Origin of the sequence: Kitasatospora sp. NPDC059827, from assembly GCF_042731675.1 — a bacterium.
Taxonomy (GTDB): Bacteria; Actinomycetota; Actinomycetes; order Streptomycetales; family Streptomycetaceae; genus Kitasatospora.
Map to the genome: position 1 here is coordinate 1 of NZ_JBHWIV010000065.1, position 24,074 is coordinate 24,074.

A 24,074-nucleotide genomic window follows, 5' to 3' on the forward strand; every position below is an offset into this window, starting at 1 on the left:
GGTCGGGGGGCCCCGCTGGGGGGCCGCCCTACGTTGCGGGCCCCCTGGGGGCCCCCGCGGCTAAACGCCGGCCGGTGGGCCGCACGGGAGGCGCGGCGGTACTCGTCCTTACCCGCCCGCGACCCGCGCCACGAGGGGCTCGCGCCTCGGTGTACGGGAGGCCTCCCGGGGGCGGCTCAGGTCCACGCGGCTGAGGTCCGCTCGGCCCAGGTCCGCAGCTGTGGCGGCCGGAACCAGTGCGGCAACCCCGGCCGACGTGGCACGCCGGACCGCGGCGGGCCGCCGGAGGGTGAGTGCGAAGTCCCGGTGCGCCTTGGCCGTCGGCGCCAGGGCGGGCGGCAGCTGGATCCGCCCGTCCTCGACCATCCGCCGCACGGCGGTGCGGCTGAGGCCGAGCCCGAGCATCAGCAGCCGTTCGACCCGGACCGGCACGGGCAGCTCGAAGCCGACCAGGACGGTGAGCGGCGTCGGGTCGTCGAGCGCGTGCAGGGGCGTCCGGACCTCCAGCTCCCAGGTGCCGGTCCAGTCGAGGCGGTAGCAGTTCCGGGCGGCGAGCGAGGCGCTCGTCGCCAACTCCCGCACCACGGCGGCGTCGTTCGTCTCGTAGGCCACCAGTCGGGCCGGGTCGAGCGAGGAGACGTGGGCGCGTTCGTGGACGGGCACCTTCGAGGTCCGGTCGCAGCCCGCGCAGCTCAGCAGCAGCCAGACGTCCAGCAGCTTTCCGCTGGCGTTGACGCGGATCTTCCCCGAGGGGCGGTGCCTGCTGCCGGGGCAGTCCGGGCAGGGGCGGACGATGGCGGGCAGGGCGGACTGGCGCACGGCCCAGTGGGCCTTGCGGTCGGTATTCATGGTGGTGATTGCTCTCAGGACTCTGCAGGAGCGCCCCACGGGCCCCGCCGCCGAGCAGCACCGACCGTGGCAGGCCGGAGCAGGGCAGGGCAGGGCGGATCGCGGGCGCTCCCGGGATGACGGATGCACACGTGGGCGCGGGTCATCGCCTCGGTACCGAGCCGTCAGGCTCCGAGGTCGATCGCGCGACAAGGGTTCGTTGGTGCTACGTGGCAGCCGTTAAAAGTCCATGCGGATGATCGTGGTCGAGGATCGGCCCGCGGGCAACCGGTTTTTCGGCGGGGCCCGTGGGGCCCGTCGGGGCCGGGCTGACCGGGCCGCGCCTGGTCAGCCCGGGTCGGCCCCGGTCGGCTCCGGTCGGCCCCGGGTCGGCCCCGGGCCGGGCCCGGTCAGCAGAGGGTCGCGAAGCGGTACCCGCGCGCCTTGAGGGTGGACAGGATCGTCGGCAGGGCCGCCGCCGTCTGACTGCGGTCCCCGCCGCCGTCGTGGAGCAGGATCACCGAACCGGGGCGGACGTTGTTCAACACCCGCGACCGGATCGCCGCCGCCCCCGGCCTGGACCAGTCGGCCGGGTCCACCGACCAGAGCACGACCTGCTTGCCGAGCGCCGCCGCCCGGGAGCGCACCGTGCCGTTGACCGCCCCGTACGGCGGGCGCAGGCACGTCGGGGTGTGTCCCGTCCGGGCGCGGATGACCCGGTCGGTGTCGCCGACCTGGGCGGTGAAGGAGGAGCCGGAGAGCCGGCGCAGGTCCGGGTGCGACCAGGAGTGGTTCTGCACGCTGTGGCCCTGCCGGGCCACCTGGGCGGTGAGCGAGGGGTGGGCGGCGACGTTCTCGCCGAGCTCGAAGAAGGTCGCGCGGACGCCGTAGCGGTCGAGGATCGAGAGGATCCTCGGGGTGTAGGCGGGGCTGGGGCCGTCGTCGAAGGTGAGGTAGACGACCTTGGCGCCGCCCTTGCTCCCGGCCGGACCTGCGAGACCGGCGAGCCCTGCCGGACCGGCGAGCCCCGCGGACCCAGCAGCGTCCGCGGTGCCGACGGGGCCCCCGACCACCGCACCCGCCGCCAGCGCGGCGACGGCGAGCGCGCCGACCACCTCCCGGAGCCGTCCACCCTTCCGTCGCCCAACTCCGCTACGCCCAAAGGCTCGTAAGGCCATGCCTGCCCCCTGGTGTCGGAACTGCCGTGTACCGACCAGTCTGCGCCGCCGACCGCCGGCACCGCGACCGGCCCGAGCACGAAAGGGGACGAAATCGGCCAGCCGGACGGCGGGTTGACCGCGCGTATGCTCCGCCGGGCGCGGCCGGGGTCAGCGCGCGCCGCGCCCGTGCAGGACGAGCGCCCGGCCGAGCGCCAGCAGCCCCGCCGTGCAGAGCGCCGTGCGGCACACGTTGGCCGCGACCCACGTCCCCTCGAACTTCGCCCGCACCGCGGCGAGGTCGAGGATCCGGGACGGATCGCCGGCCGCCGCCAGGTCGTTGTTCAGCGGGATGTTGACGCCCATGGTGACCATCAGCGCCACCCCGTACAGCAGGGTTGCCCCGGCCGCCCAGAGCGCCGCCCGCCGCCGGCCCGCCCGGTGCTGGAGCCAGGCCGCGGCACCCGTCGCGACCAAGGCGCCGACGAAGACCAGGCCGAACACACCGTTCTCGATCGACGTGTTGATGTGCTGCATCGCCGTCACGTACGTCCGGTCGTCACCGGCCGCCAGACCCGGCATCACCGCCACGTCGAAGGCGAAGAACAGCCCGGCCATCAGGCCCATCGCGAGGGTGGCACCCACCAGGACCGGACCGGCGGCCCCGCCACGGTCAGCGGGCGCCACCGGCGGTACACCTCCCCGGGCGAGGCCGTCGAAGGCCCCTGGAGCGGTGCGGTGAGCAGGAGTTGAGGACTGGCTGGAGCTCATCGGTCATCCTTCGGTTCTCCCCGGCGCTCAGGCGCATGCGTGAGCGTCCACGGCACCGGCCGGCCCCGGGGCCCGGGGCCGCACCTTCTCCGGCGTCCACCAGAGCACGGCGCGGCCGCCGCCGACCACCGCCCTCGACCTGTCCTCCAGCGGTCCTTGAGCGGACCGGCGGGCGCGCAGCGGAAGGACGGCCCCGCAGCGGGACCGCGACGAAACCGCGGCGGAAAGCGGTGGCGCGGCGGCGACGGCGGGCGCTATGCTCCCCGGCGATGAACACTTTCGCTGCTCTCGGATCGGAGGTCCCGTTCGCTCAAGGTGAGTGCTGATGCTCACTCACACCGCGAACGAGGACGACTCCCGCTTCTCCTTCTGGCGGCGCGTACGCGAGTACGCCGTGCCGCCCTCCATGATCGAAACCGCCACCGCGCGCCGACTCGCCGGTGACTGGGCCGGGGCCTGCGCCGCCGCCAACGTCGAGGTCGACTTCCGCCTGCGGGACGTCGCACACGCCCACGGGCACAGCCTGGCCGAACGGGTCCGCGAGGACCTGCGCCGCCTGGCACCGGACCTGCTGCGCTGGCACCTGCCGCGCACCGCCCCCGCCGGACTGCTGCGCGCCGGGCTGACCGTGCCGCTCGCCCGCTATCCGGGCGAACGCCCGGTGCACCTCGTCGTCCGGACACCGCCCGCCTGGGCGGAGTACGGGCAGCGGATCAGCCTGGCGCTCTGGGACGGTTCGGATCCCGGCCCGGCCCCGCACCCCCATCCGCGCCCCAGCCGCCGGTACCGGCTCGACCTGCACCGGCACCTGTGGGACGCGGGCCGCAGCGGGGAGTTGGCGGCGAGGGCCGGGTCGTGTCCGCCAACTGGCCCACCGGGCAACGGAGTCGGGCCGCACGGGCTGCGCCGGGCCGTCGACCGCTGGGCCGCCGAGGCCGAGCTACTGCTGCGCGCCGAGGGGCTCCCGCCCGGGCCCGTCGCGGTCCGGCTCGGGAGCGGCGAACGGCTGGTGCTCGCCCCCGACGGCCGCATCCGCGCGGCCGTCGGGGACCTCCGGGCACTGCCCCTGCTGCCCGACGCGGCGACCTGGGTGCCGCCCGACCTCGACCTGCTGCACAGCGGGGGGCTCGACGCCGACCGGCTGCACCCCCTGGTCGCGGCCGCGCTGGCGCCCGGCCACCGACCAGGGCGGAAGGACCGACCACCCGCCGGACAACGGCTGGTGGAGTGCCGCGGGGCCCGGCACCGGATCGCCGTGGTCGACGGGGTGCTGACCGCACTCGACCACGACCCGGACCAGCTGCGCCGCGAGGAACTGCTGGCCGCGCTGTCCGGCACCCCGCTGCCCTGCCTGCGCGCCATCGACCAGGCGCACCGCGATCCGGCCGAACTGGACGACGTACGGGAGCGGTTGAACCACGGCGACACCGCCGGGGCCCTGGCCGTGGTGGAGGACCTGCTCGGCCGACAGGCGGCCCTGCGCGACGGCCCCCTGCGGGACGAGCTCGCGGCGACCGCCGAACGCCGGGTCGCCTACGGCCTCTACCGCTCCGGCCTGACCGTCGACCAGCAGGCGAAGAGGGCGAAACCCCTGACCCGCTACGACCTCTACCGGTTCGGCATGCCCCGGCACCGGGGTCGCAGCCACGCGTTCCCCCGGCCCCGGCGCACCGCCGCCCGCTGACCCGCTCCACACCCGCGCGCGGCCACACGCGGCCACGCGCGGAACCCATCTGCCGTCCTCCGACCCCCAAAGGTGATCACCCATGCCCATGACCATGCCCGCGACTATGCCCGCGACCATGCCCGCGACCATGCCCGTGACCACGCCCGCCCCCGCCCGGCTCGACGTCGCCCGCCGGCTCCTCGACCTGCTCGCCGACACCCGCACCGAACCCCGCCCGGACGACCAACTGGAGGCGCTCACCCTGGCGGTGGCCGCGGACCTGCCCGTGCTGCTCTGGGGCGAGCCCGGCATCGGCAAGACCGCCGCCCTCAACCAGCTCGCCGAGGCCCTGGACCTGCCGCTGACCACTGTCATCGCCAGCGTCCACGAGCCCTCGGACTTCTCCGGCCTGCCGGTCGTCGGCGACGACCCCGCGCAGCAGGGCGTCCCGCTGGCCCCGCCGGACTGGGCGGTGCGCCTGGTCCGGGCCGGGCACGGGCTGCTGTTCCTGGACGAGTTGTCGACCGCGCCGCCCGCCGTCCAGGCGGCGCTGCTCCGGCTGGTCCTGGAGCGGCGCATCGGTTCGCTCCAACTGCCGCCGGGCGTACGGATCGTGGCGGCGGCGAACCCGCGCTCCTCGGCCGCCGACGGGTGGGAGCTGAGCGCGCCGCTGGCGAACCGGTTCGTCCACCTCCAGTGGGTGCACGACCACGAGGTGGTGGTGCGCGGCCTCGGCGGGGTGTGGCCGGTCGCCACCCTGCCGGAGCTCGATCCGGCGGAACTGTCCGCGGCGGTCGGCTTCGCCCGCCGAGCGGTCTGCGAACTGCTCACGGTCAGGCCGGAGTTGGTGCACCGGCTGCCCACCAGCGAGACCCGGCGCGGCGGCGCCTGGCCGTCCCCGCGCAGCTGGGACATGACGCTGCGGCTGATCGCCTTCGCCACCGCGGCCGGCTCCTCCCGGGAGGTGCTGTCGCTGCTGGTCCGGAGCACGGTCGGGGACGGGCCGGGGCTGGAACTGATGGCGAGCATGGACCGGATGGACCTGCCGGACCCGGAGCTGCTGCTCGCCGACCCGGCCGCCGCCGTGCTGCCCGAACGCGGGGACCTGCGCCAGGTGGTGCTGGACGGGGTGGTGGCCGCGGTGCGCAACCGGCCGGAGCGGGCACGCTGGGACGCGGCCTGGGCGCTGCTGGTACGGGCGATGGCGACCGGCGCGCCGGACGTCCTGGTCGTCCCGGCCACCACGCTGGCCTCGCTGCGCCGGGAGGACTGGGAGGTCCCGGCGGCGATCGAGCACCTCGCCTCGACGGTGGCGCTGTCCCGGCGGGCCGACCGAGCCGCCGTCCGGACGGCCGCCCGGGCCGACGTGACGGCCGGCCGATGAGCACCCGCCGCACGCCCGGGGCGAGCACCCCGAAGGGCACCACCCCGAAGGGCACCACGCCGAAGGGCAGCGCTCCGAAGGGCACCACCCCGCCGGACACCGGTTGGAGCGCCCGGCCCGCCGCCACACCGCTGGACGTCCGCAGGCACGGCAAGCCGCTCACCGCCCGCCCGCTGGTCGTACCGGTGACCACCCCGGGATCCGTACCGGTGCGGACCCCGGTGTCCGCGTCGGCGGACCCGCGCCCGCTGGACCTCGACAAGCTGTACGCCGCCCGGCTCCAGGCCGCCCGGGCCCGCCCCTACCTGGCGACCGCGCTGTTCGCCCTCCACCTGGTGGAGGACCGCCAGGTCCCGACCATGGGCGTGGACCGCCACTGGCGCTGCTACGCCTCCCCCGCCTTCGTCGAACGCACCGCGGTGGAGGACCTCGCCTCGATCTGGGTCCACGAGGTCTCGCACCTGCTGCGCGACCACCACGGGCGCAGCGACCGCCTGGCCCGCAGCCTCGGGCTGACCGGACCGGCGGACCGGCTGCGGATGAACATCGCCGCCGACTGCGAGATCAACGACGACGCCTTCGGCGACGGCCTGGTCACGCCGGCGGGCGCGCTGACGCCGAAGCGCCTCGACCTGCCGGAGGGGAAGCTGATGGAGGACTACGTCCGCGGCTTCCGCTTCGACCTGCGCCGGCTGAACCTGGCCTGGCTGGACTGCGGCAGCGGCGCCGACGGCGTGGACCGCCCCTGGGAGCTGGGCCCGGACGGCGCCCACGGGCTGACCGCCCAGGAACAGGACGCGGTCCGCTTCCGGGTCGCCGAGGGCATCCGGGGCCGCCCCGGGGATGCCCCGGCGGGCTGGCGGCGCTGGGCCGAGGAGGCGTTCCACCCGCCGCAGCCGTGGCGCCAACTGCTGGGCGCGGCGCTGCGCTCGGCGGTCTCCGGGCCGGGCGCGGGCGGGGACTACAGCTACGGCCGTCCGGCCCGCCGCTCGGTCTCGCTGCCGGGCGTGGTGCTGCCGAGCCTGCGGCGGCGCCCGCCCCGGGTGTCGGTGGTGATCGACACCTCGGGGTCGGTCTCGGACCAGGAGCTGGGCAGCGCGCTGCTGGAGGTCGCGGCGATCGGCCGGGCGGTCGGCGGCCGGCACGACCTGGTCACGGTGCTGTCCTGCGACGCGGCCCCCCAGTCCGTCGGCGCGCTCTGCCGCGCGGCGGGCATCCCGCTGGTCGGCGGCGGCGGGACGGACCTGCGGACGGGCTTCGCGGCGGCGCTGCGGACCAGGCCGCAGCCAGACGTCGTCGTGGTGCTGACGGACGGGCAGACGCCCTGGCCGGCGGTCGCGCCCTCGTGCCGTACGGTGGTGGGCCGGTTCCGGCGTACGGCCCGGTACGACGAGAACAACGGCGAGTACCGGCCGGACGCACCCCCGAGCTGGGCCCGGGTGGTCGACATCGGCTGAGACGGCCCGACGGCGTCGGCGCTGAGCCGTCGACCGGCGAGGGCCGGTCGGCCCCCGCTGGTGCCGGGCGCCGCGCCGAGGGCCGGCGGCCGCCGGTACCGGAGCTGCCGCCGGACGGCGCCCGCCCCCCGGGGAGAACCCGGAGGCCGAGCGCCGCCCGGCGGGGGGCCGTCAGCCCACCATGGCCGCCAGCACGCTGCGCCAGTCCTCGCCCGGCTCCGGCTGGAGCGCGGCCGCGAGGGTCTCCGCCCGGTAGTGCCACGGGCGGCGCAGCTCGGGGTCGGCGTCGGGGCGCAGGTCCAGGGTGCTGTCCGTGCCGAGCAGCCGGATCAGCTCGGTGCCGAACTCGGCCCAGGAGACGTGCCCGGTGATCGCGTTGACGATCCGGCCGGCGGCGGGGCCGTCGGGCAGGGCGCAGGCGGCGAGGGCGCGGGCCAGGGCGGCGGAGTGCACCCAGGCGGCGCCGTGCCACTCCTGCGGATCGCCGTCGGCGGCGGCCGGCAGGGCGATCGGGCGGCCGGCCAGGGCGGCCTGGTAGAGGTCGCCGGTGGAGCCCCAGCGGAGCTGGTCGCGCAGGCGGTGGTGCGGGCCCCAGACGATGGGGGCGCGCACCACGGTGGCCGGGCCGTGGCCGGTGGCCTCGGCGGTCTCGAACAGCATCCGCTCGCAGTCGAGCTTGGCCTGCCCGTAGGCGGTGACGGGTGCGCCGCTGGGGCCTCCCTCGGCGACCTCGGTGCCGGGCGGGCGCCCGTAGGCGTCGATGCTGCTGACGAAGACGAACGGGCCGCCGGACCAGCCGTCCAGCAGGGCGCGCATGGCGGCCGTGTCGACCTCGTGGTCGGTGAAGGTGCAGGCGGAGTGGATGACGGCGTCCACGCCCTTGACGGCGCGCTGGAGGCTGTCGAGGTCGGCGAGGTCGCCCTCGACGATCTCGGCGCCGTGCAGGGCCGGCAGGTGGGCCGACTCCGGGCGGACCAGGACGCGTACCGGCCGCCCCTGGGCCATCAGTTCCTGGAGCACGGCGGCGCCGACGCCGCCGGTGGCGCCGGTGAGCAGCACGGTGCCGGTGCGCGGCTCTGTGCTGTGGAGGCCGTCGACGCGGGTGAGGGCGGCGCGGCGTTCCTCCTCGCGGGCGGCGAGCAGGGCGGCGAGGGCGCGCGGGGTGCGGTGCTCCAGGATGTCGAGGCCGGTGAGCGGCACGCCGACGCGGGTGCGCAGGCGTTCGGCGAGCTGGACGGCGACCAGCGAGTGGCCGCCGAGGGCGAAGAAGTCGCCGTCGGCGGGCGGGACGCTGCCGAGCAGTTCGCCGAAGGCGGTGCGGACCAGGTCGAGCGGGCCGGTCGCGGCCGTGGCGCGGGCCGCCTCGGCCCGGGCGGCGGGAGTGGCGGCAGCGGCGCGGGCCGCGGCGACGGCGGAGCCGGGCAGGCGGCCGCGGTCGACGGCGCCGTCCGCGCCGCGCGGGATGCGGTCCAGCAGGGTGACGGCCAGCGGGAGTTCGGCGGCGGGGACGGCGGCCCGGAGCCGGGCGCGTAGGTCGGTGCCGCTGGGGGCGACCGCGCCGCGGACCACCGCGTAGGCGAGCGGCGGGCCGTCGGCGGTCTCCACCACGGCCGCGTCCGCCACGCCGGGGTGGGCCGCCAGGGCTTCCAGCACCGGGTGCCGGTCGGCGCGGGCCAGCAGTTCGCCGGGGAGTTCGGCGAGCGGGCGGTCCGCGTCCTCGACGACCGCGCGGAGCACGGCGGCGAAGGCCTCGGCCAGCCGGGCGGCGGTGGCGCCGTCCAGGGCCGCGTGGTCGTGCTGGACCAGGCAGCGCGGCCGCGGCCCCTCCTCCAGGACCAGGGTGAGGTCGAACTTGGCGAGTTCCAGGTCGACGTCGACGTGTTCGGCGTCCAGGCCGGGCAGCGTCAGGGCGGTCGCGGGCTGGACCAGGTCGCAGCTGGCCGACAGCAGCGGGGTGCCGTCGGCGCCGCGCGCCGCCGCGCCGAGCCGCTCGACCACCAGGTCGAAGGGCACCTGGTGGTGCTGCTGGGCCTCCAGCAGGGCGCCGCGCACCAGGGCGAGCGCCTCGGCGAAGGAGGCGTCCCCGGCGGGTTCGGCGCGCACCGCGAGGGTGTTGACGCCCAGGCCGACGGTGCGGCGCAGTTCGGGGCGGGCCCGGTGGCCGCTGGCGCAGCCGAGGGTGAGGTCGTCCTGGCCGCCGGCGGTGCGCAGGGTGGCGAAGGCGGCGGTGAGGACGACGGCGAACAGGGTGGCGCCGTGCCGGGCGCCGAGCTGCCGAAGGCCCTCGACGGTGGCGGGGTCGAGCGGCACGGCGTGCAGGCCGGCCCGGCGGTCGCGGGCGCCGGGGGCGACCGGCCGCAGCAGCGGCAGCGGGCGGGCGCCGGACAGCCGGGCGGCGAGGGCGTCGGCGGCGGCGGTGAGTTCGGTGTCGCGGGCGCGCTCCTGGCGGGCGTACTCGGCGTACGCCATGCCGGGTGCCGGGAGCCGGGGTTCGACGCCGTCGCGGGCGGCGGCGTACAGCTCGGCGAGGTCGGCGGCCAGGACGGGCAGCGAGCCGCCGTCGACGGCGATGTGGTGGATCGTCAGCAGCAGGGTGTGGTCCTCGGGCGCGTGCCGCAGCAGCAGCGCGCGCAGCACCGGCCCGTCGGTGAGGTCGAAGGGGCGGGCGGCCTCGGCGGCCAGCTGCTCGGTGCCGTCGCCGGTGGCGTCCAGGACGGCCAGCGGGACGGGGCCGGCCGCTTCGAGGTGCTGGTAGGGCTGTTCGCCGCGGCGCGGGTAGCGGGTGCGCAGGACGGCGTGCCGCTCGGTGAGGCCGGTGAGCGCGGTGGCGAGGGCGGCCCGGTCGAGCGGTCCGCGCAGCCGGGTGGCGATCGGGACGTTGTAGAGGGCGCCGCCCTGGCCGAGGTGCTCCATCAGCCACATCCGCTGCTGGGCGTGGGAGAGCGGGGCCGGGCCGGCGTCGACGTCGGCGGCGGCGGCCGGGCGCTGCGGGGCGAGGGCGGTGCGGCGGTTGCGGGCGCGCCGCAGCAGGTCGTTCTGGTCGTTGCTCATCGCTGGGGTGCTCCCTGGGTGTCGTCGGCGTCCCGCAGGGCGCGTTCCAGTAGTTCGGCCTGGCCGGCCACGGTGGGGTGGCCGAGGAAGTCGGCGAGGGACAGGTCGATGCCGAACTCGCCGGCGAGGTCGTCGACGACCCACATGGCGAGCAGCGAGTGGCCGCCCTCGGCGAGGAAGTCGGCGGCCGGGTCGGTGATCGGGCGTTCCAGGGCGCGGCTCCAGGCCTCGGCGACGACCCGCTGGATCGGGGTGAGTTCGACCTCGACGCCGGTGCGCTCCGCCGCCGGGTCCGGGGCGGCGGCGAGCGCGCGGCGGTCGATCTTGCCGCTGCCGTTGAGCGGCAGTGCGGGCAGCACGGCCCAGGCGGTGGGGACCAGGTGGGCGGGCAGCAGCTCGGCGAGCCGGGTACGCAGGGTTTCGGCGGCCGCCCCGGCGCCCTCGGCGAGGACGACGCAGGCGGTGAGCGCGGCGTCGGCCTGTCCGGCGCGGCGGACCACCACGGCCGCCTCGGCGACCTCGGGGAAGCGCAGCAGGGCCTGCTCGACCTCGCCGGGCTCGATCCGGAAGCCCCGGACCTTCACCTGGTCGTCGGTGCGGCCGTGGAACTCCAGGGCGCCGTCGGTGCGTTGGCGCACCAGGTCGCCGCTGCGGTAGGCCCGGCCGCTGCCGGGGAGTTCGCGGAAGCGGTCGGCGGTCAGTTCGGGCCGGTTGAGGTAGCCCTGGGCGAGCCGCCCGCCGCCGATCCACAGTTCGCCGACCGTGCCGGGTTCGACCGGGGCGAGCCGCTCGTCCAGGACGAGGGCGCGGGCGCCGCCGAAGGTGCGTCCGATCGGGACGGGGCCGCCCGCGCAGTCGGCGGGGGTGATCCGGTGGGCGGTGGTGAAGGTGGTGGCCTCGGTGGGTCCGTAGACGTTGTACAGCTCCAGCCAGGGGAAGGCCCGCAGCACGGCCCCGGCGTACTCGGGGGCGAGCGCCTCGCCGCCGACGGCCAGGGTGCGCAGCACGCCGAAGATCCGGGACTCCTTGGCGGCCAGGTGGTGGAAGAGCGCGGTGGTGATGAAGGCGGTGGTGGCGCCGAACCGCTCGACGTCGCGGACGAGTTCCTCGGCGCTGGGCCGTTCGGCCGGGGAGACGGCGACGGCGGCGCCCTGGGCGAGCGGCGCCCAGAGTTCGAAGGTGGCGGCGTCGAAGGAGGGGGTGGAGTGGAAGAGCACCCGGTCGCGCGGGCCGAGGGCGAGCCCGTCGGGGGCGGTGACCAGGTCGGTGACGGCGCGGTGCGGGACGAGCACGCCCTTGGGGCGGCCGGTGGAGCCGGAGGTGTAGTAGAGCAGGGCGGGCGCGTCCGGTTGGGCGGCGTCGGGCACCGCCGCGCCGGTCTCCTCGGTGCCGCGCTCGGTGAGCACCAGGGTGCGTTCGGCGGGCAGTGCGGCGTCGGCGAGCAGCGCCTTGTCGCCGAGGACGAGGCGGACGTCCGCGTCGGCGGTCATCTCGGCGATGCGCGGACGCGGGTAGGCCGGGTCGAGCGGGACGACGAGGCCGCCGGCCCGCCAGACGGCGAGCTGGGCGACGGCGAACCTGGCCGAGCGGGCGCACAGCAGGCCGACGGCGCTGCCGGGGCCGATCCCGCGCGCGGCCAGGACGGCGGCCAGGCGGCCGGCGGCGTCGTGGAGTTCGCGGTAGGTGAGGTAGGTGGCGCCGTCGGTCAGGGCGAGCGCGCTCGGGTGCTGCTCGGCCTGCCGGGCGACCAGCGCGGGGAGGGTGGGGAGGACGGGCGTCATGGCTGGGTCCCTTCCGGGCGCCCCGGCGCTGGGGCCGGGGCGCCGCAGTTCAGATCGGGAGGTGCGACGGGGGCGCGGCGGCGGCGGAGCCGTCCCGCTCCGGGGGCGGAGCCGTCCCGCTCCGGGGGCGGAGCCGTCCCGCGCGGGGCCGGACGGGGCCCGGTGTGCGGGACGGCTCCGGGTCCTCAGGCGAGGGAGGCGCTGGGCATCCGCTCCTCGATGAGTCGTGCGACCGCCCGCAGGTCGGGCTGGCGCAGCAGCAGGGGGGCGCGCAGCCGCACGCCGTACTCCCCCTCCAGGGACTCCAGCAGTCGGGCGGCGGCGAGCGAGTTGCCGCCCGACGCCAGGAAGTTGTCGCCCGGGCCGAGGTCGGCGCGGCCGAGCAGCTCGCGGCAGAGCTTCACCAGGGTGCGCTCGACCGCGGTGTCGCCGTCCTCGCCGGCGGCCGCCGGGGCCTCGGGCTCGGCGGCGAGCGCGGCCAGCAGCGCCGCGCGGTCCACCTTGCCGTTGGGGTCCAGCGGGAAGGTGTCGACCAGCCGTACGGCCGAGGGCACGGCCTGCTCGGGCAGCCAGGGCCGGACGGCCTCCAGCAGGCTCGCCGGTTCGGCGTCGGGCTCGGCCTGGACGAAGGCGAGCAGTCGGACGCCGGTGGTGGCCGCGGTCTCGGCGGCGACCACGGCGCGGCGCACCCGGCCGTCGCGCTCGAAGGCGGCCTCCACCTCGGCGGGTTCGATCCGCACCCCGCTGACCTTGACCTGGTCGTCCAGCCGGCCGTGGAACTCCAGCACGCCGTCGGCGCGCATCACCACCCGGTCGCCGGTGCGGTAGACCCGGTCGGTGCCGTCCACCCCGGGGGGCGCCTGGACGAAGCGGCGGGCCGTCAGCTCGGGGTCGAGGTACCCGGCGGCCAGGCCCCGGCCGCCGATCCGCAGCTCCCCGGCCGTCCCTCTGGGCACCGGGTTGCCCTGCTCGTCGGTGACGAGCACGACGGCGCCCGCGATCGGCAGGCCGATCGGCGGCGCGTCGGCGCCGTGGCCGCCGCCGGGGGCCATGGTGTGCACCGTGGTGACGACGGTGGCCTCGGCGGGGCCGTACGCGTTGTGGACGGTGGCGGTGACCTCCGCCCCGGGGGTGCGGCGCAGCCGGTCGCCGCCGATCATCAGGTGGCGCAGCGCCAGCCCGGCGGGCCAGGGCCGGTCGAGGATCGGCTCGGCCAGCGGGGTGGGCAGCACGGCGGCGGTGATGCCCGCCTCGCCCAGCCAGTCGGTGAGCGCGCCGGAGTCCCAGCGGACGGCCTCGGGGGCGACGACCAGGGCGGCGCCGGAGGTGAGGGTGGCCCACAGCTCCATCACGTGCGGATCGAAGGCCACCCCGATCAGCAGGCTGTGCCGCTCGCCCGGGCCGAGGCCGGTGAGCTCGCGGTACCAGTGCAGCAGCGCGCCGAGCGCCGGTTCGGTGACGGCGACGGCCTTGGGGGTGCCGGTGGAGCCGGAGGTGAGCACGGCGTAGTGGGTGCCGACCGGCACGCCCGCCTGCTCACCGGGCGTCAGGGCGGCCAGCAGGCCGGGGGTGGGCAGGTCGAGTTCGAGCCGCTCGCCGCCGGGCGGCAGCACGGCGGCCTCGCCGATCAGGCAGGCCGGGCGCAGCTGCTCGGCGACGGCCTGGAGGCGCTTCTCGCCGGGGCGCGGGCCGAGCGGCAGGTGGACGGCGCCGAGCTTGGCTATCGCGAGGGTGACGGCGGCCAGCTCCGCCGAGTGGCCGAGGCAGACGCCGACCAGGTCGCCGGCGCCGACCTTGCCGCGCAGGGACTCCGCCACGGTGTCGGCGAGGCGGTCGAGTTCGGCGTAGCCGAGGGTGCGCCCGCCGTCGATCAGGGCGGGCGCCTGCGGGGTGCGGTGCGCCCAGGTGGTGAACAGGTCGAGGACCGCGCCGTCCTGGTGCGGGCGGCCGTAGCCGATGCTCAGGGATTCCATCATCGTCTCCAGATACGTACGAGAAACCGTCAGTTCAGGCCCATGGAGCGGGCGATGATCACCTTCTGGACCTCGGAGGTCCCTTCGATGATCGTGGTCATCCGGACGTAGCGGTACAGGAATTCCAAGGGGTGGCCACGCACCCACCCGGTGGCGCCGTGGACCTGGAGCGAGCGGTCCACCGCGCGGACGGCGGTCTCGGAGGCGGTGAGCTTGGCGAGCGCCGCGTTCTCGGGCGCCTCGGTGCCCTCGTCGACCAGCCGGGCGCAGGCGAGGGTGAGCAGCTTGGCGCACTCCACCTCGGCGCGGGTGGTCACCAGGTGCTCCTGGATGTGCTGGTACTCGCCGATGACCTTGCCGAAGGCGCGCCGCTCGCGGGCGTACTCGACGCCGATCCGCAGCGCGTACTCGGCGATGCCGTTGCACATCGCGGCGACCACCAGCCGGCCGCGGGAGAGGCTGTCCATGGCGAGGGCGGTGGCCGCGGCGATGCCCTCCTCGCCGCCGATCACGGCCTCCGGGCCGACGGTGACCCCGTCCAGCAGCAGTTCGAACAGCGGCTCGCCGGACATCCCCTCGTAGCGCTGGCCGATCCGCAGGCCGGGCTGGTCCATCGGCAGCACGAAGGCGGTCGCCCCGGCGGTCGGGCCCTTGCCGTCGCCGAGGTCGGTGGCGGCCACCACCAGGGCGATCCCCGCGTGTTCGGCGTTGCTGACGAAGGTCTTGCGCCCGTTCAGCACCCAGCCGTCGCCGGTGCGCACGGCGGTGGTGGTGAGGTGGAAGGCGTCCGAGCCGGCCTGCGGTTCGGTGAGCGCCAGGCAGCGGGTCTGCTCGCCGCGCACCAGCGGGATCAGGTGCCGCTCGATCTGCTCGGGGGTGCCGTGCCGCAGCAGCGGGCTGGGCCCGTCGGAGCCGGCCAGCGCGTAGGGGGCGAGCACGCAGCCGCTGCGCCCGGCGGCGTGGTGCAGCAGCACCACGGCGGTGAACGGCATGTCGGCGCCGCCGAGTTCCTCGGGGTAGTCGCCGGCGTAGAAGCCGAGCGCGGCGGAGCGCTTGCGGACGTAGGACCGCAGGTCGCCAGGGACCTGGTCGGCGGTCTCCGGCAACTCGGCGGCGAGCGGGACGAGTTCGCGGCGGATGAAGCTCTCGAAGGCCTCGACGAGCTCGCGGTGGCCGTCCTCCAGGACGGCGGAGGGGGCGGTCACTTCACATCTCCGGTGAGAACGCGCGCCTGGTCGGCCAGGACGGCGTGCCGGAACAGGGTGCGCAGCGGCGGGCGGCTGCCCAGGTGCGGCTCCAGGAAGGCGGCGAGCTGGGCGGCGAGCAGCGAGTGGCCGCCGACCTCGAAGAAGTGCGAGTCCGCGCCGAAGCGGTCGTGGCCGAGCACCTCGCGCCAGGCGCTGGCGATCAGCTCCTGGCCGGGGTCGGCGAAGACGCTGGGCGCGCTGTCCTGCTCCTGCTCGGCCGGGGCCTGCTCGGCCAGCCGGGCGAGCGCGGCGCGGTCGGGCTTGCCGCCGGGCAGGGTGGGCATCGCGGCGACGGCCGTCCAGGTGGCGGGGACGAGTCCGCCGGGCAGCCGGCGGGCCAGCGCGTCGTGCAGGGCGGCCTGGTCGGGGCGGTCGGCGCCCTCCAGGAAGCCGACCAGTCGGGGGCCGGTCTGCGGGTCGTGGTGCAGCAGCACCGCGCAGGAGCGGCCGCCGAGTTCGGCGGAGGCGGCGGCCTCGATCTCCTCCAGTTCGATCCGGTGGCCGCGCAGCTTGACCTGGTTGTCGGCGCGACCGAGGAAGCGCAGGCGCCCCTCGGTGTCGCGGTAGCCCCGGTCGCCGGTGCGGTAGACCCGGGCGCCGTCGAGGCCGGGGACGGTGATGAAGCGGGCCGCGGTGGGCTCCGGCAGGCCGACGTAGCCCTCGGCCAGCAGGCCGCCGCTGACGGCGAGTTCGCCGACGCAGCCGTACGGGAGCGGGCGCAGCGTCTCGTCCAGGACGTGCAGGCGCACGCCGTCGAGTTCGGCGCCGAGCGGGATCTCGCCGTTCTCGGCGACGTCCTCGGCGGTGACCCGGTGGACGGTGGAGGTGACGGTGGCCTCGGTGACGCCGTAGGCGTTGAGCACCGTGGTGGCCTCGGTCAGCCCGGCCAGGGCGCGGGCGGGCAGCCGCTCGCCGCCGAGGACGAGCAGGCGCGGCGTCCAGCGGCCGTCGCGCAGCGCCTCGCGCAGGTCCTCGCGGACCGCGAGCAGGTAGCTGGTGGGCAGGTTGGCGACGGTGACGCCGCGGGCGGCGAGCACGGCGACCAGCTCGGGCCCGGTGGGCACCTCGCGCTGCGGCACGACCAGGGCGGCGCCGACCGCGAGGGCGGGCAGCACCTCCTCCAGCGACACGTCGAAGGAGGGCCGGGCGAACAGCAGCACCCGGTCGGCGGCGGTGAGTTCGTAGCGGGCGGCGACCGCGGCGACGTACCCGGCGAGGGCCTCGCGGCCGACCAGGACGGGCTTGGGCACGCCGGTGGAGCCGGAGGTGTGGATGACGTACGCGCCGCCCTCCAGGACGGCGGCGGGCTCGGCCTTCGGGAAGGCGGGGCCGTCCAGCAGCGCCGGGGTGACGCCCTCGGCGGGCAGCGCGAGCGCGCTCTGCCGGGTGGCGAGGACGAGCGCGGGGGCGAGCCGCTCCAGCAGCAGGCCCAGCCGGGCGGCCGGGTCCTCGGTGGACAGCGGCGCGTGGACGGCGCCCAGGCGCAGGCAGGCCAGCAGGGCGACCACGCTGTCGGTGCCGCGCGGCAGGACGGCGGCCACCGGCTGGCCAGGGGTGACTCCGGCGGCGCGCATCCGGTCGGCCAACTCGCCGACCCGGCGGTCCAGTTCGCCGTAGGTGATGCGCTCGGCGCCGGCCAGCAGGGCGAGCGCGGTGGGGTCGTGGGCGGCGGCCGGGTCGAGTCCGGCCGGGACGACCGGGGTGGCGGGCTCGGCCGCGGGCTCGGGGGCCAGCGCGGCGAGCACCGTCTCCGGGTCGTCCAGGTAGCGGCGCAGCAGCTCCAGCAGGCGCTCGGACAGCAGCACGGCCCTGGCCTCGCCGAACAGTTCGGCGTCGTAGTCCCAGATCAGGGTCATCCCGGCGACGCCGTGCTTCTCGCCGACCACCCGGCGGTCGTCCGGCAGCAGCACCAGGTCGAGGTCGAAGCGGGTGGTGCCGGTGTTGAAGCCCTCGTACAGCGAGACGTCGAGGCCGGGGGCCTGGACGTCGGGCAGCGCGGCGTCGTGGGCGCTGAACATCACGTTGAACAGCGGGTTGTCGGCGCCGCCGGTGTGCAGGCCGAGCCGGCGGGTGAGCTCCTGCACCGGCAGGTCCTGGTAGGGCAGGGCGCGCATCAGGACGTCGGTGACCTCGTCGACGGCCTCGGTGCCGGAGGCGGCCGGGTCGAGCCGCAGGCGCAGCGGCACGGTGTTGACGAACATGCCGACGGTGCCCTCGAAGCCCTCCGGGCGGTTGCCGACGGCGGTGCCGACGGTGACCTCGCGGTGGCCGCTGTGCCGGCGCAGCAGTTCGGCGAACAGGGCGAGCAGGGTGCTGAACGGGGTGTGGCCGTCGGTCCGGCTGCGCTCGCGCAGCCGCTCGGCGAGGTCGGCGCCGATCGACTGGCGCAGCTGCCCGCCGCGGTGGCGGCGCTCGACGCCGGGGTGGGCCAGCCCGGGCAGGGTGACCTCGCGCGGGGCGTCGGCCAGCTCCTTGGTCCAGAAGGCGAGGGCGCGCTCGCGGGCCTGCGGGTCGGCCTCGGTGCGGGCGTGCTGCTCGTACGAGGGGGCGGTGGCCAACTCGTAGGACTCGCCGAGGACATGGGCGCGGTAGACGGTGAACAGGTCGCGCAGGAAGATCGCGAAGGAGTGGCCGTCGTGCACGAGGTGGTGCTCGACGTGGATCAGCCGGTGGTGGTCGTCGGCGAGCTTGACCAGGTGCCAGCGCAGCAGCGGCGCCCGCTCGGTGTCCAGCGGCTCCTCGGCCTCGGCGGCGAGCAGGGTCCGGAACACGGCCTCCGGGTCGGCCTCGGCGGTGAAGTCGCTGTGCCGCAGCTCCGGCGGGCAGTCCTCGGCGACCCGCTGGCCGGGCAGGCCCTCCGCCCGGGCCACCAACTCCAGGCGCAGGCCGGGGTGCTGGGCCAGCACGGCGGTCAGGCCGGCGTGCAGGGCGTCCCGGTCGAGGGTGCCCCACAGGTCGAGGACGCCGGTGAAGTTGTAGGCGCGGCTGCCCGGCTGCATCTGCTCGTGCAGCCAGACGATCTCCTGCGACGGAGAGAGTGCGAACATGGATGATTCCCTTGTGTGGTGGGCGTGTCGGCACTGCGGTGGCCGGGCGCGGGCGTGGGGTGGTCCCGACGCGGCCGGTGGGGGCGGGCCGCACCGGGGTGAGGGTGCGGCCCGGGGTCCTTGGAGTGGATGTGGTCCTTGGGGAGGATGGGGTCTGAGGGGCCGTGGCGTCCAGGGGTGCCGGCTGGAGGTGACATCCAGGGGTGGCGGCCGGAGGAGGGTGGCCGGAGGTGGCGGCTGGAGGTGACGGCTAGAGGTGGCGGCCCAGCACGGCCAGCAGGTCGGCGAAGGCGGCCTCCGCGTCGGCGGCCGGGAAGCGCTCGTCGTCCCAGGCCAGGCGGACCGTCAGCTCCTCGCCGTGGGAGGCGGAGACGGCCGTCGGCGCGGCGAGCGGGCGCCCGCCGAGGTGGACCTCGCGGCCGGGGACGCCGCCGAGCACCAGCGGCGGGCGGCGCTGGAGGTCCTCGAAGGTGAGCATCGCGTCCAACCCGCCGGACCAGGGCGATCCGGCGACCCGGGCGGCCCGGACCACCTCGTCGAAGGGCGTTCCGGCGTGGTCGAGGTCGTCCCACCAGTCGTCGCAGAGCGCTTCCAGGTCGGTGGCGGGCCGGGTGGGCACGGCGTGCACCAGGGTGTTGAGGAAACAGCCGAGCGCGGCGGGCGCGCCGGGCGGGCGGCCGCCCCACGGGTAGCCGAGCGCGAGCGGGCCGTCCGCGCGGTGCAGCCGCCGGGCGGCGGCGCCGACGGCGTCCAGCAGGGCGGGGAAGATCGCGCCGCGGGCGCTCGCCGGGACGGCGGGCAGCCGCTCGACCAGCATGCCGGTGGTCCGCGCGGCGCCGCCGCCCGCCCCGCTCAGACCGCCGAGCCGGCGCCCCCAGTGGGCCTGGGCGGCGGGGCCGGCGGCGGACTCCTCGGCGGCCAGCTGGAGTTCGACGGCCTCCCGGAAGTCGGCGACGGCCTGCGGGCCGGGGCCGGGCGCGGGCGGCTCGTCCCGCCGGTAGGCCTCGGCGAGTTCGCCGACCAGCACCCCGAGCGACTGCTCGTCGCAGGCCGCGTGGTCCAGCGCGAGGGCGAGCAGGTCCTCGCCGCCGACCGGCTCCCGGGCCACCAGCAGGCGCAGCGCGGGCCCGTCGAGCGGCCAGTCCAGCAACGCGGCGCGCAGCGCCCGGTGGGTGCCGGCGCCGGGGTCCACGTCGATCCGGGCGACCTCGACCGAGGGACCGCCGGTGCGCAGCACGGGGGTGCCGCGCACGGTCACGAAGGCGCCGCACAGCGCCGGGTGGGCGGCCGCGACGGCGGTGGCGGCGCGGCCCAGCCGGTCCAGGTCGAGGGCGTCGGCGGGGTAGGCGAAGAACAGCGGGGCGACGTCGGAGCGGGTCTGCGGGGCGAGTCGGCGGGTGATCAGGAACCGCCGCTGGGCGCCGGTCAGCGGGAGCAGTTCCACCGGGGAGTCGGCGGCAGCGGCGCGGTACCGGGCGAGGTAGGCGGCGGTGATGCTGGCGTGCACGGAACGGTCTCCGGTTTCCGGTGTCGGCTCGGACGGTTTCGTCGGCTCGGACGGTTTCGTCGGCTCGGTCGGTTCGTCGGTTCGTCGGTTCGGACGGTTCGGTTCGTCGGCCGGGGAGTCAGGGGCGGATGGTCAGGGGGCGGATGGTCAGGGGGCGGCGGTGGGGCTCACGGCGGGCTGTCGGACGTCGTCCTCGCCGTCCTCGGCCCCGTCCTCGGCCCCGGCCCCGGCCCCGGCCTCGGGTCCGTCCGGCCCGGTGGGCAGGTCGCGCATCCGCCGCAGCGGCGACAGCAGCAGCGGCACCGGCACCAGCAGGAAGCCCACCGCGCACAGCCACAGCGCGGCGCGCGGTCCGGCCCAGTCGGCGACGGCCCCGCCGGCGAGGGCGCCGATCGGCAGGGTGCCCCAGACCAGGAAGCGCATGGTGGCGTTCATCCGCCCGAGCAGTTCGGGCGGGCAGACGCTCTGCCGGAAGCTCACCTGGGCGACGTTGTACGCGACCGCGCCGAACAGCACCACGCCGGAGCCGACCCCGAACAGCACGGCGCCGGGACCGCCGCCGGACAGCGGCCACAGCAGCGCGAACGGCGCGGTCACCACGGTGGCCAGCCAGATCAGCCGGGCCTGCCCGACCCAGCGGGACAGCTGCCCCGCGCACAGCGCGCCCGCCAGCCCGCCGACGGCGGAGGCCGACAGCAGGGCGCCGATGGCCCCGGGCGACAGGTCGAGCACCCGTACCCAGAAGACGGTCTGAACGGCCATCAGCACGGCGGCGAACAGGTTGGACACGGCGGTGGCGGTGGCGATCGCCCGCAGCAGCGGGTGGCCGAGCACGAAGCGCACGCCCTCGGCCACCTCGGCCCGCAGCGAACGGCCGGGCTCCGGCTCCGGCAGCTCCTCCTCGACCCGGATCCGGGCGAGCAGCAGCGCCGAGGCGAGGTAGCCGCAGGCGTCGGCGACGATGGCGAGCGGTGCGCCGAGCAGCTGGACCAGTCCGCCGCCCAGCCCCGGCCCGGCGATCTGCGCCGAGGAGCGGACGGTCTCCAAGGCGCCGTTTCCGGCGACCAGTTGCTCGCGCGGCAGGACGGCGGGCAGGAGGGACTGGTGGGCCACGTCGAAGAAGACCGTGGCCACCCCGGTGACCAGCGCGACCAGGTAGAGCTGGGGCATGGTGAGCACCCCGAAGGCCGCCGCCGGCGGGATCGAGCCGACCGCGAGGCAGCGCACCACGTCGGCGCGGATCAGCACCGGAAGCTTGCGCATCCGGTCCAGCCAGGCGCCGGCCGGCAGGCCGACCAGCAGGAAGGCCGCGGTCTCGGCGGCGGTGAGCAGGCCGACCTCGAACGGGGTGGCATCGAGCACCACCACCGCCACCAAGGGCAGCGCGACCAGGGTGACCTGACTGCCCGTCTGGGCCGCCGCCGCTCCGGTCAACAGGAGCCGGAAGTCGCGGTGGCCGAACAGACGGGCCTGACGGGAGTGAGGCTTCTCGTTCATCGATGCGACTCTCGGTCACGCATTCGACACGGGGCAAGCAACAGGTCCCTTTCCGGACGATCCCCGGCTCGGCCGGATCCCGCCACCACGGCGACCGGCCCTGACGCCTCCCCTACGAGCCCTTATGCCCCGGCGTCGCGACGGCGCGCACCCGGCCCGGCCTGCCCGCCAAGGCCTGCACCGCCCTCCGGGCCGACTCGGACGGCCCCCGACCAGGGCGTCCATTTCCTCGTCCGATATCCGGACACCCGCTTTCCGGCCACCGGCCAACACCCCTCAAGTTGGCCGGAATCCGTGGAGTAGGCAGCTTCCGTAACCTCACCGTGATATCGGCGTAACCGTCCGGAGCCGTGCCCGGCCCCGTCATCCGGTCGGGTCCGCCGGGTCCGCCCGCCGGAGCCGGGTGACCGCCAGCACCGCCATGTCGTCGTCCCGCGGTCCGCCCGTCCACCGCGCCACGTCCGCCACCAGCGCCGCCACCGCCTGCTCCGCCCCCGCGAAGGGCCCGAGCGGTGCCAGCCCGCGTACCGGGTCGTAGAACTCCCCCGCCGCGTCCCGCGCCTCGGTGACCCCGTCGGTCACCAGCAGCAGCGTGCTCCCCGGCGGGAAGGGCCTGGTCTCCACCTCCGGGCCGTCCGCGCCCAGTGCGCCCATCCCGAGCGGCAGCCCCGGATCGGCCGCGTCCCACCGGCTCACCCCCGCCCCGCCGCCGCCCAGCAGGTACGGCCCGGGGTGGCCGCAGTCCACGGTCCGGGCGACCGCCTCCCCCGGCGGGAACTCCACCAGCAGCGCGGTGATGAACCCCTCCAGGCGCAGCTCCTCGCCCAACCCGGCGCTCTCCCGGGCCAGCGTGCGCTCCAGGGCCGCCGCGAGCCCGGCGAGGTCCGGCTCCCGGTGCGCGAGCTCCCGGAACGCCCCCAGCAGCACCGACACCGCCCCCACCGCGTGCAGCCCCTTGCCCCGGACGTCCGCGATCAGCACCCGCACCCCGTACGGAGTGGCCTGCAGCGCGTACGCGTCCCCGCCGATCAGCGCCTCGTCCTGGGCCGCCCGGTAGCAGGCCGCGACCTCCAGCCCCGCCACCCGCCCCGGCGGCTCCGGCAGCACCGCCCGCTGCGCGGCCTCCGCCACCGACCGCACCCGCTCCAGCCGGCGCCCGTGCCGGGCCACCACCCGGTTCACCCCGATCCCCAGCAGTGCGGCGAAGGCGGTGTTGGCCAGCTCCAGGTAGCCGTTCCCGGTCCCGATCGAGCCGTCCCGCACGGAGAGCACCAGGATCCCGACCACGTTCGCCAGCGCCACCGCGACGACGTCCCGCAGCGGCAGCAGCGCCCCGGCCAGCACGGCCGCCGCCGCCAGCATCGGATCGCCCCAGTAGTCGGCCGGGTCCAGCGCGTCCCACACCAGCCCGCCGACGATCAGCAACCACGGCGCCAGCCGCACGTACGGCGGCCACTGCACGGACCTCGGGGCCATCGGCTACCTGGCTTCCGTCTCGCCTGCACCCCTGCGCTCGTCCGGCGAGCGGGAGGCTCCTCCGATCGTAGGCACGGAGGGCGGCGGGGCGCGCGAGCTGACGGGAAGGTCCACCGGCCCCGGCCGACGACGGCCCGCCGGCCGGGGCCGGGCACGGAAAGCAAGATCCTCGGGCCCCGCCACCGGCGGATCGAAGCCGACAAGGCGTCAGACCCGAAGGTTTTCGGCCAGAACCCCGGCGGGATCTTGCCCGGCACGACAAACGATCAATACGTTGTTTGACGCGGCACGATCAGCTTCCGGTCCATGAGGAGACAGGGACAGTGGCCACCGCTCCCCATCGAGGAACAAGGAGCACCACCCCATGACCGACTCCCCCGTCACCCTCATCACCGGCGGTTCGAGCGGCATCGGCGCCGCCACCGCCCGCCGGCTGCTCGCCGAGGGCCACCGGGTGGCCGTCACCGGCCGCGACGGCGCCCGGCTCGCCCGCTTCGCGGAGGAGGCGGCCGCGAAGCCGGACACCCTGCTCACCATCGCCGCCGACGCCGCCGACCACGAGGCCGTCGAGGCCGCCGTCCAGGCCACCGTCCGGACCTTCGGCCGGCTGGACACCGTCGTCGCCAACGCCGGTTACGCCACCCACGACTCGCTCGCCGACGGCGACCCGGCCGGCTGGCGCGACATGGTCCTCACCAACGTGCTCGGCCCGGCCCTGCTCATCCGGTCCTCGCTGGCCGCGTTGAAGGAGTCCAAGGGCCGGATCGTGCTGATCGGCAGCGTCGCCGGCCTGGTCCACACCCCCGGCAACATCTACGGCGCCACCAAGTGGGCGGTGACCGGCCTCGCCGAGAACACCCGCCGGCTGGTCACCGCCGACGGGATCGGCGTCACCCTGGTCGCCCCCGGCCGGGTGGAGACCAACTTCTGGGAGGGCGCGGGCGGCGCCCCCCAGGGCCTCAACCTGACCGCGGACCAGATCGCCGACTCCATCGTGTGGGCGGTGCGCCAGCCGGCCGGCGTCGACGTGAACACCGTCGTGATCCGGCCGGTCGGACAGTCCGTCTGAGGGCTCGCCCGGCCCGGGGCTGCCACCCGGTGGGCCGGCCCGGCCCGCCGGTGGAGGCGGAGGTTCGGGTTCGAAGCTCCGCCGGTCGGCCAGTGTGGGCGCAGTACCGGCCATCCGGCCCGGATCGGTTCGTGGGCGGCGGCACCCGTGCCAGAGTGACGGT

General features: G+C 76.5%; 15 protein-coding genes. 4 read left to right on the plus strand and 11 right to left on the minus strand.

All coding sequences use genetic code 11. The features are described from left to right. Positions 1-108: 108 nt before the first annotated feature. From ACFV8H_RS30590 to ACFV8H_RS30600, 3 genes are all read right to left on the minus strand, one after another. Positions 109-849, minus strand: a complete 741-nt coding sequence (locus ACFV8H_RS30590; RefSeq protein WP_380406478.1) for a DUF1062 domain-containing protein — start codon at positions 847-849, stop codon at positions 109-111. Between the two features lie 389 nt (positions 850-1,238). Then, the gene (locus tag ACFV8H_RS30595; RefSeq protein ID WP_380406481.1) at positions 1,239-1,943 is read right to left on the minus strand and encodes a polysaccharide deacetylase family protein; all 705 of its coding nucleotides are present in this window, start codon (positions 1,941-1,943) and stop codon (positions 1,239-1,241) included. A 213-nt stretch (positions 1,944-2,156) separates the two neighbouring features. Then, a complete protein-coding gene (locus ACFV8H_RS30600) occupies positions 2,157-2,756 on the minus strand; it encodes a DUF1772 domain-containing protein (protein ID WP_380406484.1) in 600 nt (199 codons plus the stop codon). A gap of 325 nt (positions 2,757-3,081) precedes the next feature. Between ACFV8H_RS30600 and ACFV8H_RS30605 the strand changes: the two genes are divergently transcribed. The 3 genes from ACFV8H_RS30605 (at position 3,082) to ACFV8H_RS30615 (ending at position 7,263) form a co-directional block, all read left to right on the plus strand. Continuing rightward, a complete protein-coding gene (locus tag ACFV8H_RS30605; protein WP_380406487.1) occupies positions 3,082-4,440 on the plus strand; it encodes a hypothetical protein in 1,359 nt (452 codons plus the stop codon). Between the two features lie 106 nt (positions 4,441-4,546). Further along, entirely contained in the window at positions 4,547-5,806 is a 1,260-nt protein-coding gene (locus tag ACFV8H_RS30610; RefSeq protein ID WP_380406558.1) for an AAA family ATPase, read from the plus strand. Beyond that, positions 5,803-7,263, plus strand: a complete 1,461-nt coding sequence (locus ACFV8H_RS30615; protein WP_380406490.1) for a VWA-like domain-containing protein — start codon at positions 5,803-5,805, stop codon at positions 7,261-7,263. The genes ACFV8H_RS30610 and ACFV8H_RS30615 overlap by 4 nt, the downstream gene beginning before the upstream one ends. Positions 7,264-7,434: 171 nt before the next feature. Here the strand turns inward: ACFV8H_RS30615 and ACFV8H_RS30620 are convergent, their stop codons facing one another. The 8 genes from ACFV8H_RS30620 to ACFV8H_RS30655 form a co-directional block, all read right to left on the minus strand. Then, positions 7,435-10,314, minus strand: coding sequence for a condensation domain-containing protein (locus ACFV8H_RS30620; RefSeq protein WP_380406493.1), 2,880 nt, complete (start codon positions 10,312-10,314; stop codon positions 7,435-7,437). Next, the gene (locus tag ACFV8H_RS30625; protein WP_380406496.1) at positions 10,311-12,095 is read right to left on the minus strand and encodes a non-ribosomal peptide synthetase; all 1,785 of its coding nucleotides are present in this window, start codon (positions 12,093-12,095) and stop codon (positions 10,311-10,313) included. Before ACFV8H_RS30625 ends, ACFV8H_RS30620 begins: the two co-directional genes overlap by 4 nt. Before the next feature lie 185 nt (positions 12,096-12,280). Next, complete coding sequence (locus tag ACFV8H_RS30630) at positions 12,281-14,068, minus strand: non-ribosomal peptide synthetase (RefSeq protein ID WP_380406499.1); 1,788 nt, start codon at positions 14,066-14,068, stop codon at positions 12,281-12,283. A 29-nt stretch (positions 14,069-14,097) separates the two neighbouring features. Beyond that, the gene (locus ACFV8H_RS30635; RefSeq protein WP_380406501.1) at positions 14,098-15,273 is read right to left on the minus strand and encodes an acyl-CoA dehydrogenase family protein; all 1,176 of its coding nucleotides are present in this window, start codon (positions 15,271-15,273) and stop codon (positions 14,098-14,100) included. After that, positions 15,270-18,362, minus strand: coding sequence for an amino acid adenylation domain-containing protein (locus ACFV8H_RS30640; RefSeq protein ID WP_380406504.1), 3,093 nt, complete (start codon positions 18,360-18,362; stop codon positions 15,270-15,272). Before ACFV8H_RS30640 ends, ACFV8H_RS30635 begins: the two co-directional genes overlap by 4 nt. 250 nt (positions 18,363-18,612) lie before the next feature. Beyond that, on the minus strand, positions 18,613-19,869 hold the full coding sequence (locus ACFV8H_RS30645; protein WP_380406507.1) for a non-ribosomal peptide synthetase: 1,257 nt from the start codon (positions 19,867-19,869) through the stop codon (positions 18,613-18,615). Positions 19,870-20,016: 147 nt separating this feature from the next. Beyond that, positions 20,017-21,366, minus strand: coding sequence for an MFS transporter (locus tag ACFV8H_RS30650; protein WP_380406510.1), 1,350 nt, complete (start codon positions 21,364-21,366; stop codon positions 20,017-20,019). Positions 21,367-21,729: 363 nt separating this feature from the next. Continuing rightward, complete coding sequence (locus ACFV8H_RS30655) at positions 21,730-22,842, minus strand: PP2C family protein-serine/threonine phosphatase (protein WP_380406513.1); 1,113 nt, start codon at positions 22,840-22,842, stop codon at positions 21,730-21,732. Positions 22,843-23,206: 364 nt separating this feature from the next. Here ACFV8H_RS30655 and ACFV8H_RS30660 point away from each other — a divergent pair, with 364 nt between their 5' ends. Then, on the plus strand, positions 23,207-23,911 hold the full coding sequence (locus tag ACFV8H_RS30660) for an SDR family oxidoreductase (protein WP_380406516.1): 705 nt from the start codon (positions 23,207-23,209) through the stop codon (positions 23,909-23,911). Positions 23,912-24,074: the final 163 nt, after the last annotated feature.

What these genes read in the sequence shown, in the direction of transcription:
- ACFV8H_RS30590 (WP_380406478.1), bottom strand. Translation starts at nt 849, where the DNA reads ATGAATACCGACCGCAAGGCCCACTGGGCCGTGCGCCAGTCCGCCCTG.
- ACFV8H_RS30600 (WP_380406484.1), bottom strand. Translation starts at nt 2,756, where the DNA reads ATGAGCTCCAGCCAGTCCTCAACTCCTGCTCACCGCACCGCTCCAGGG.
- ACFV8H_RS30605 (WP_380406487.1), top strand. Translation starts at nt 3,082, where the DNA reads ATGCTCACTCACACCGCGAACGAGGACGACTCCCGCTTCTCCTTCTGG.
- ACFV8H_RS30610 (WP_380406558.1), top strand. Translation starts at nt 4,547, where the DNA reads ATGCCCGCGACCATGCCCGCGACCATGCCCGTGACCACGCCCGCCCCC.
- ACFV8H_RS30615 (WP_380406490.1), top strand. Translation starts at nt 5,803, where the DNA reads ATGAGCACCCGCCGCACGCCCGGGGCGAGCACCCCGAAGGGCACCACC.
- ACFV8H_RS30620 (WP_380406493.1), bottom strand. Translation starts at nt 10,314, where the DNA reads ATGAGCAACGACCAGAACGACCTGCTGCGGCGCGCCCGCAACCGCCGC.
- ACFV8H_RS30625 (WP_380406496.1), bottom strand. Translation starts at nt 12,095, where the DNA reads ATGACGCCCGTCCTCCCCACCCTCCCCGCGCTGGTCGCCCGGCAGGCC.
- ACFV8H_RS30630 (WP_380406499.1), bottom strand. Translation starts at nt 14,068, where the DNA reads ATGGAATCCCTGAGCATCGGCTACGGCCGCCCGCACCAGGACGGCGCG.
- ACFV8H_RS30640 (WP_380406504.1), bottom strand. Translation starts at nt 18,362, where the DNA reads ATGTTCGCACTCTCTCCGTCGCAGGAGATCGTCTGGCTGCACGAGCAG.
- ACFV8H_RS30650 (WP_380406510.1), bottom strand. Translation starts at nt 21,366, where the DNA reads ATGAACGAGAAGCCTCACTCCCGTCAGGCCCGTCTGTTCGGCCACCGC.
- ACFV8H_RS30655 (WP_380406513.1), bottom strand. Translation starts at nt 22,842, where the DNA reads ATGGCCCCGAGGTCCGTGCAGTGGCCGCCGTACGTGCGGCTGGCGCCG.
- ACFV8H_RS30660 (WP_380406516.1), top strand. Translation starts at nt 23,207, where the DNA reads ATGACCGACTCCCCCGTCACCCTCATCACCGGCGGTTCGAGCGGCATC.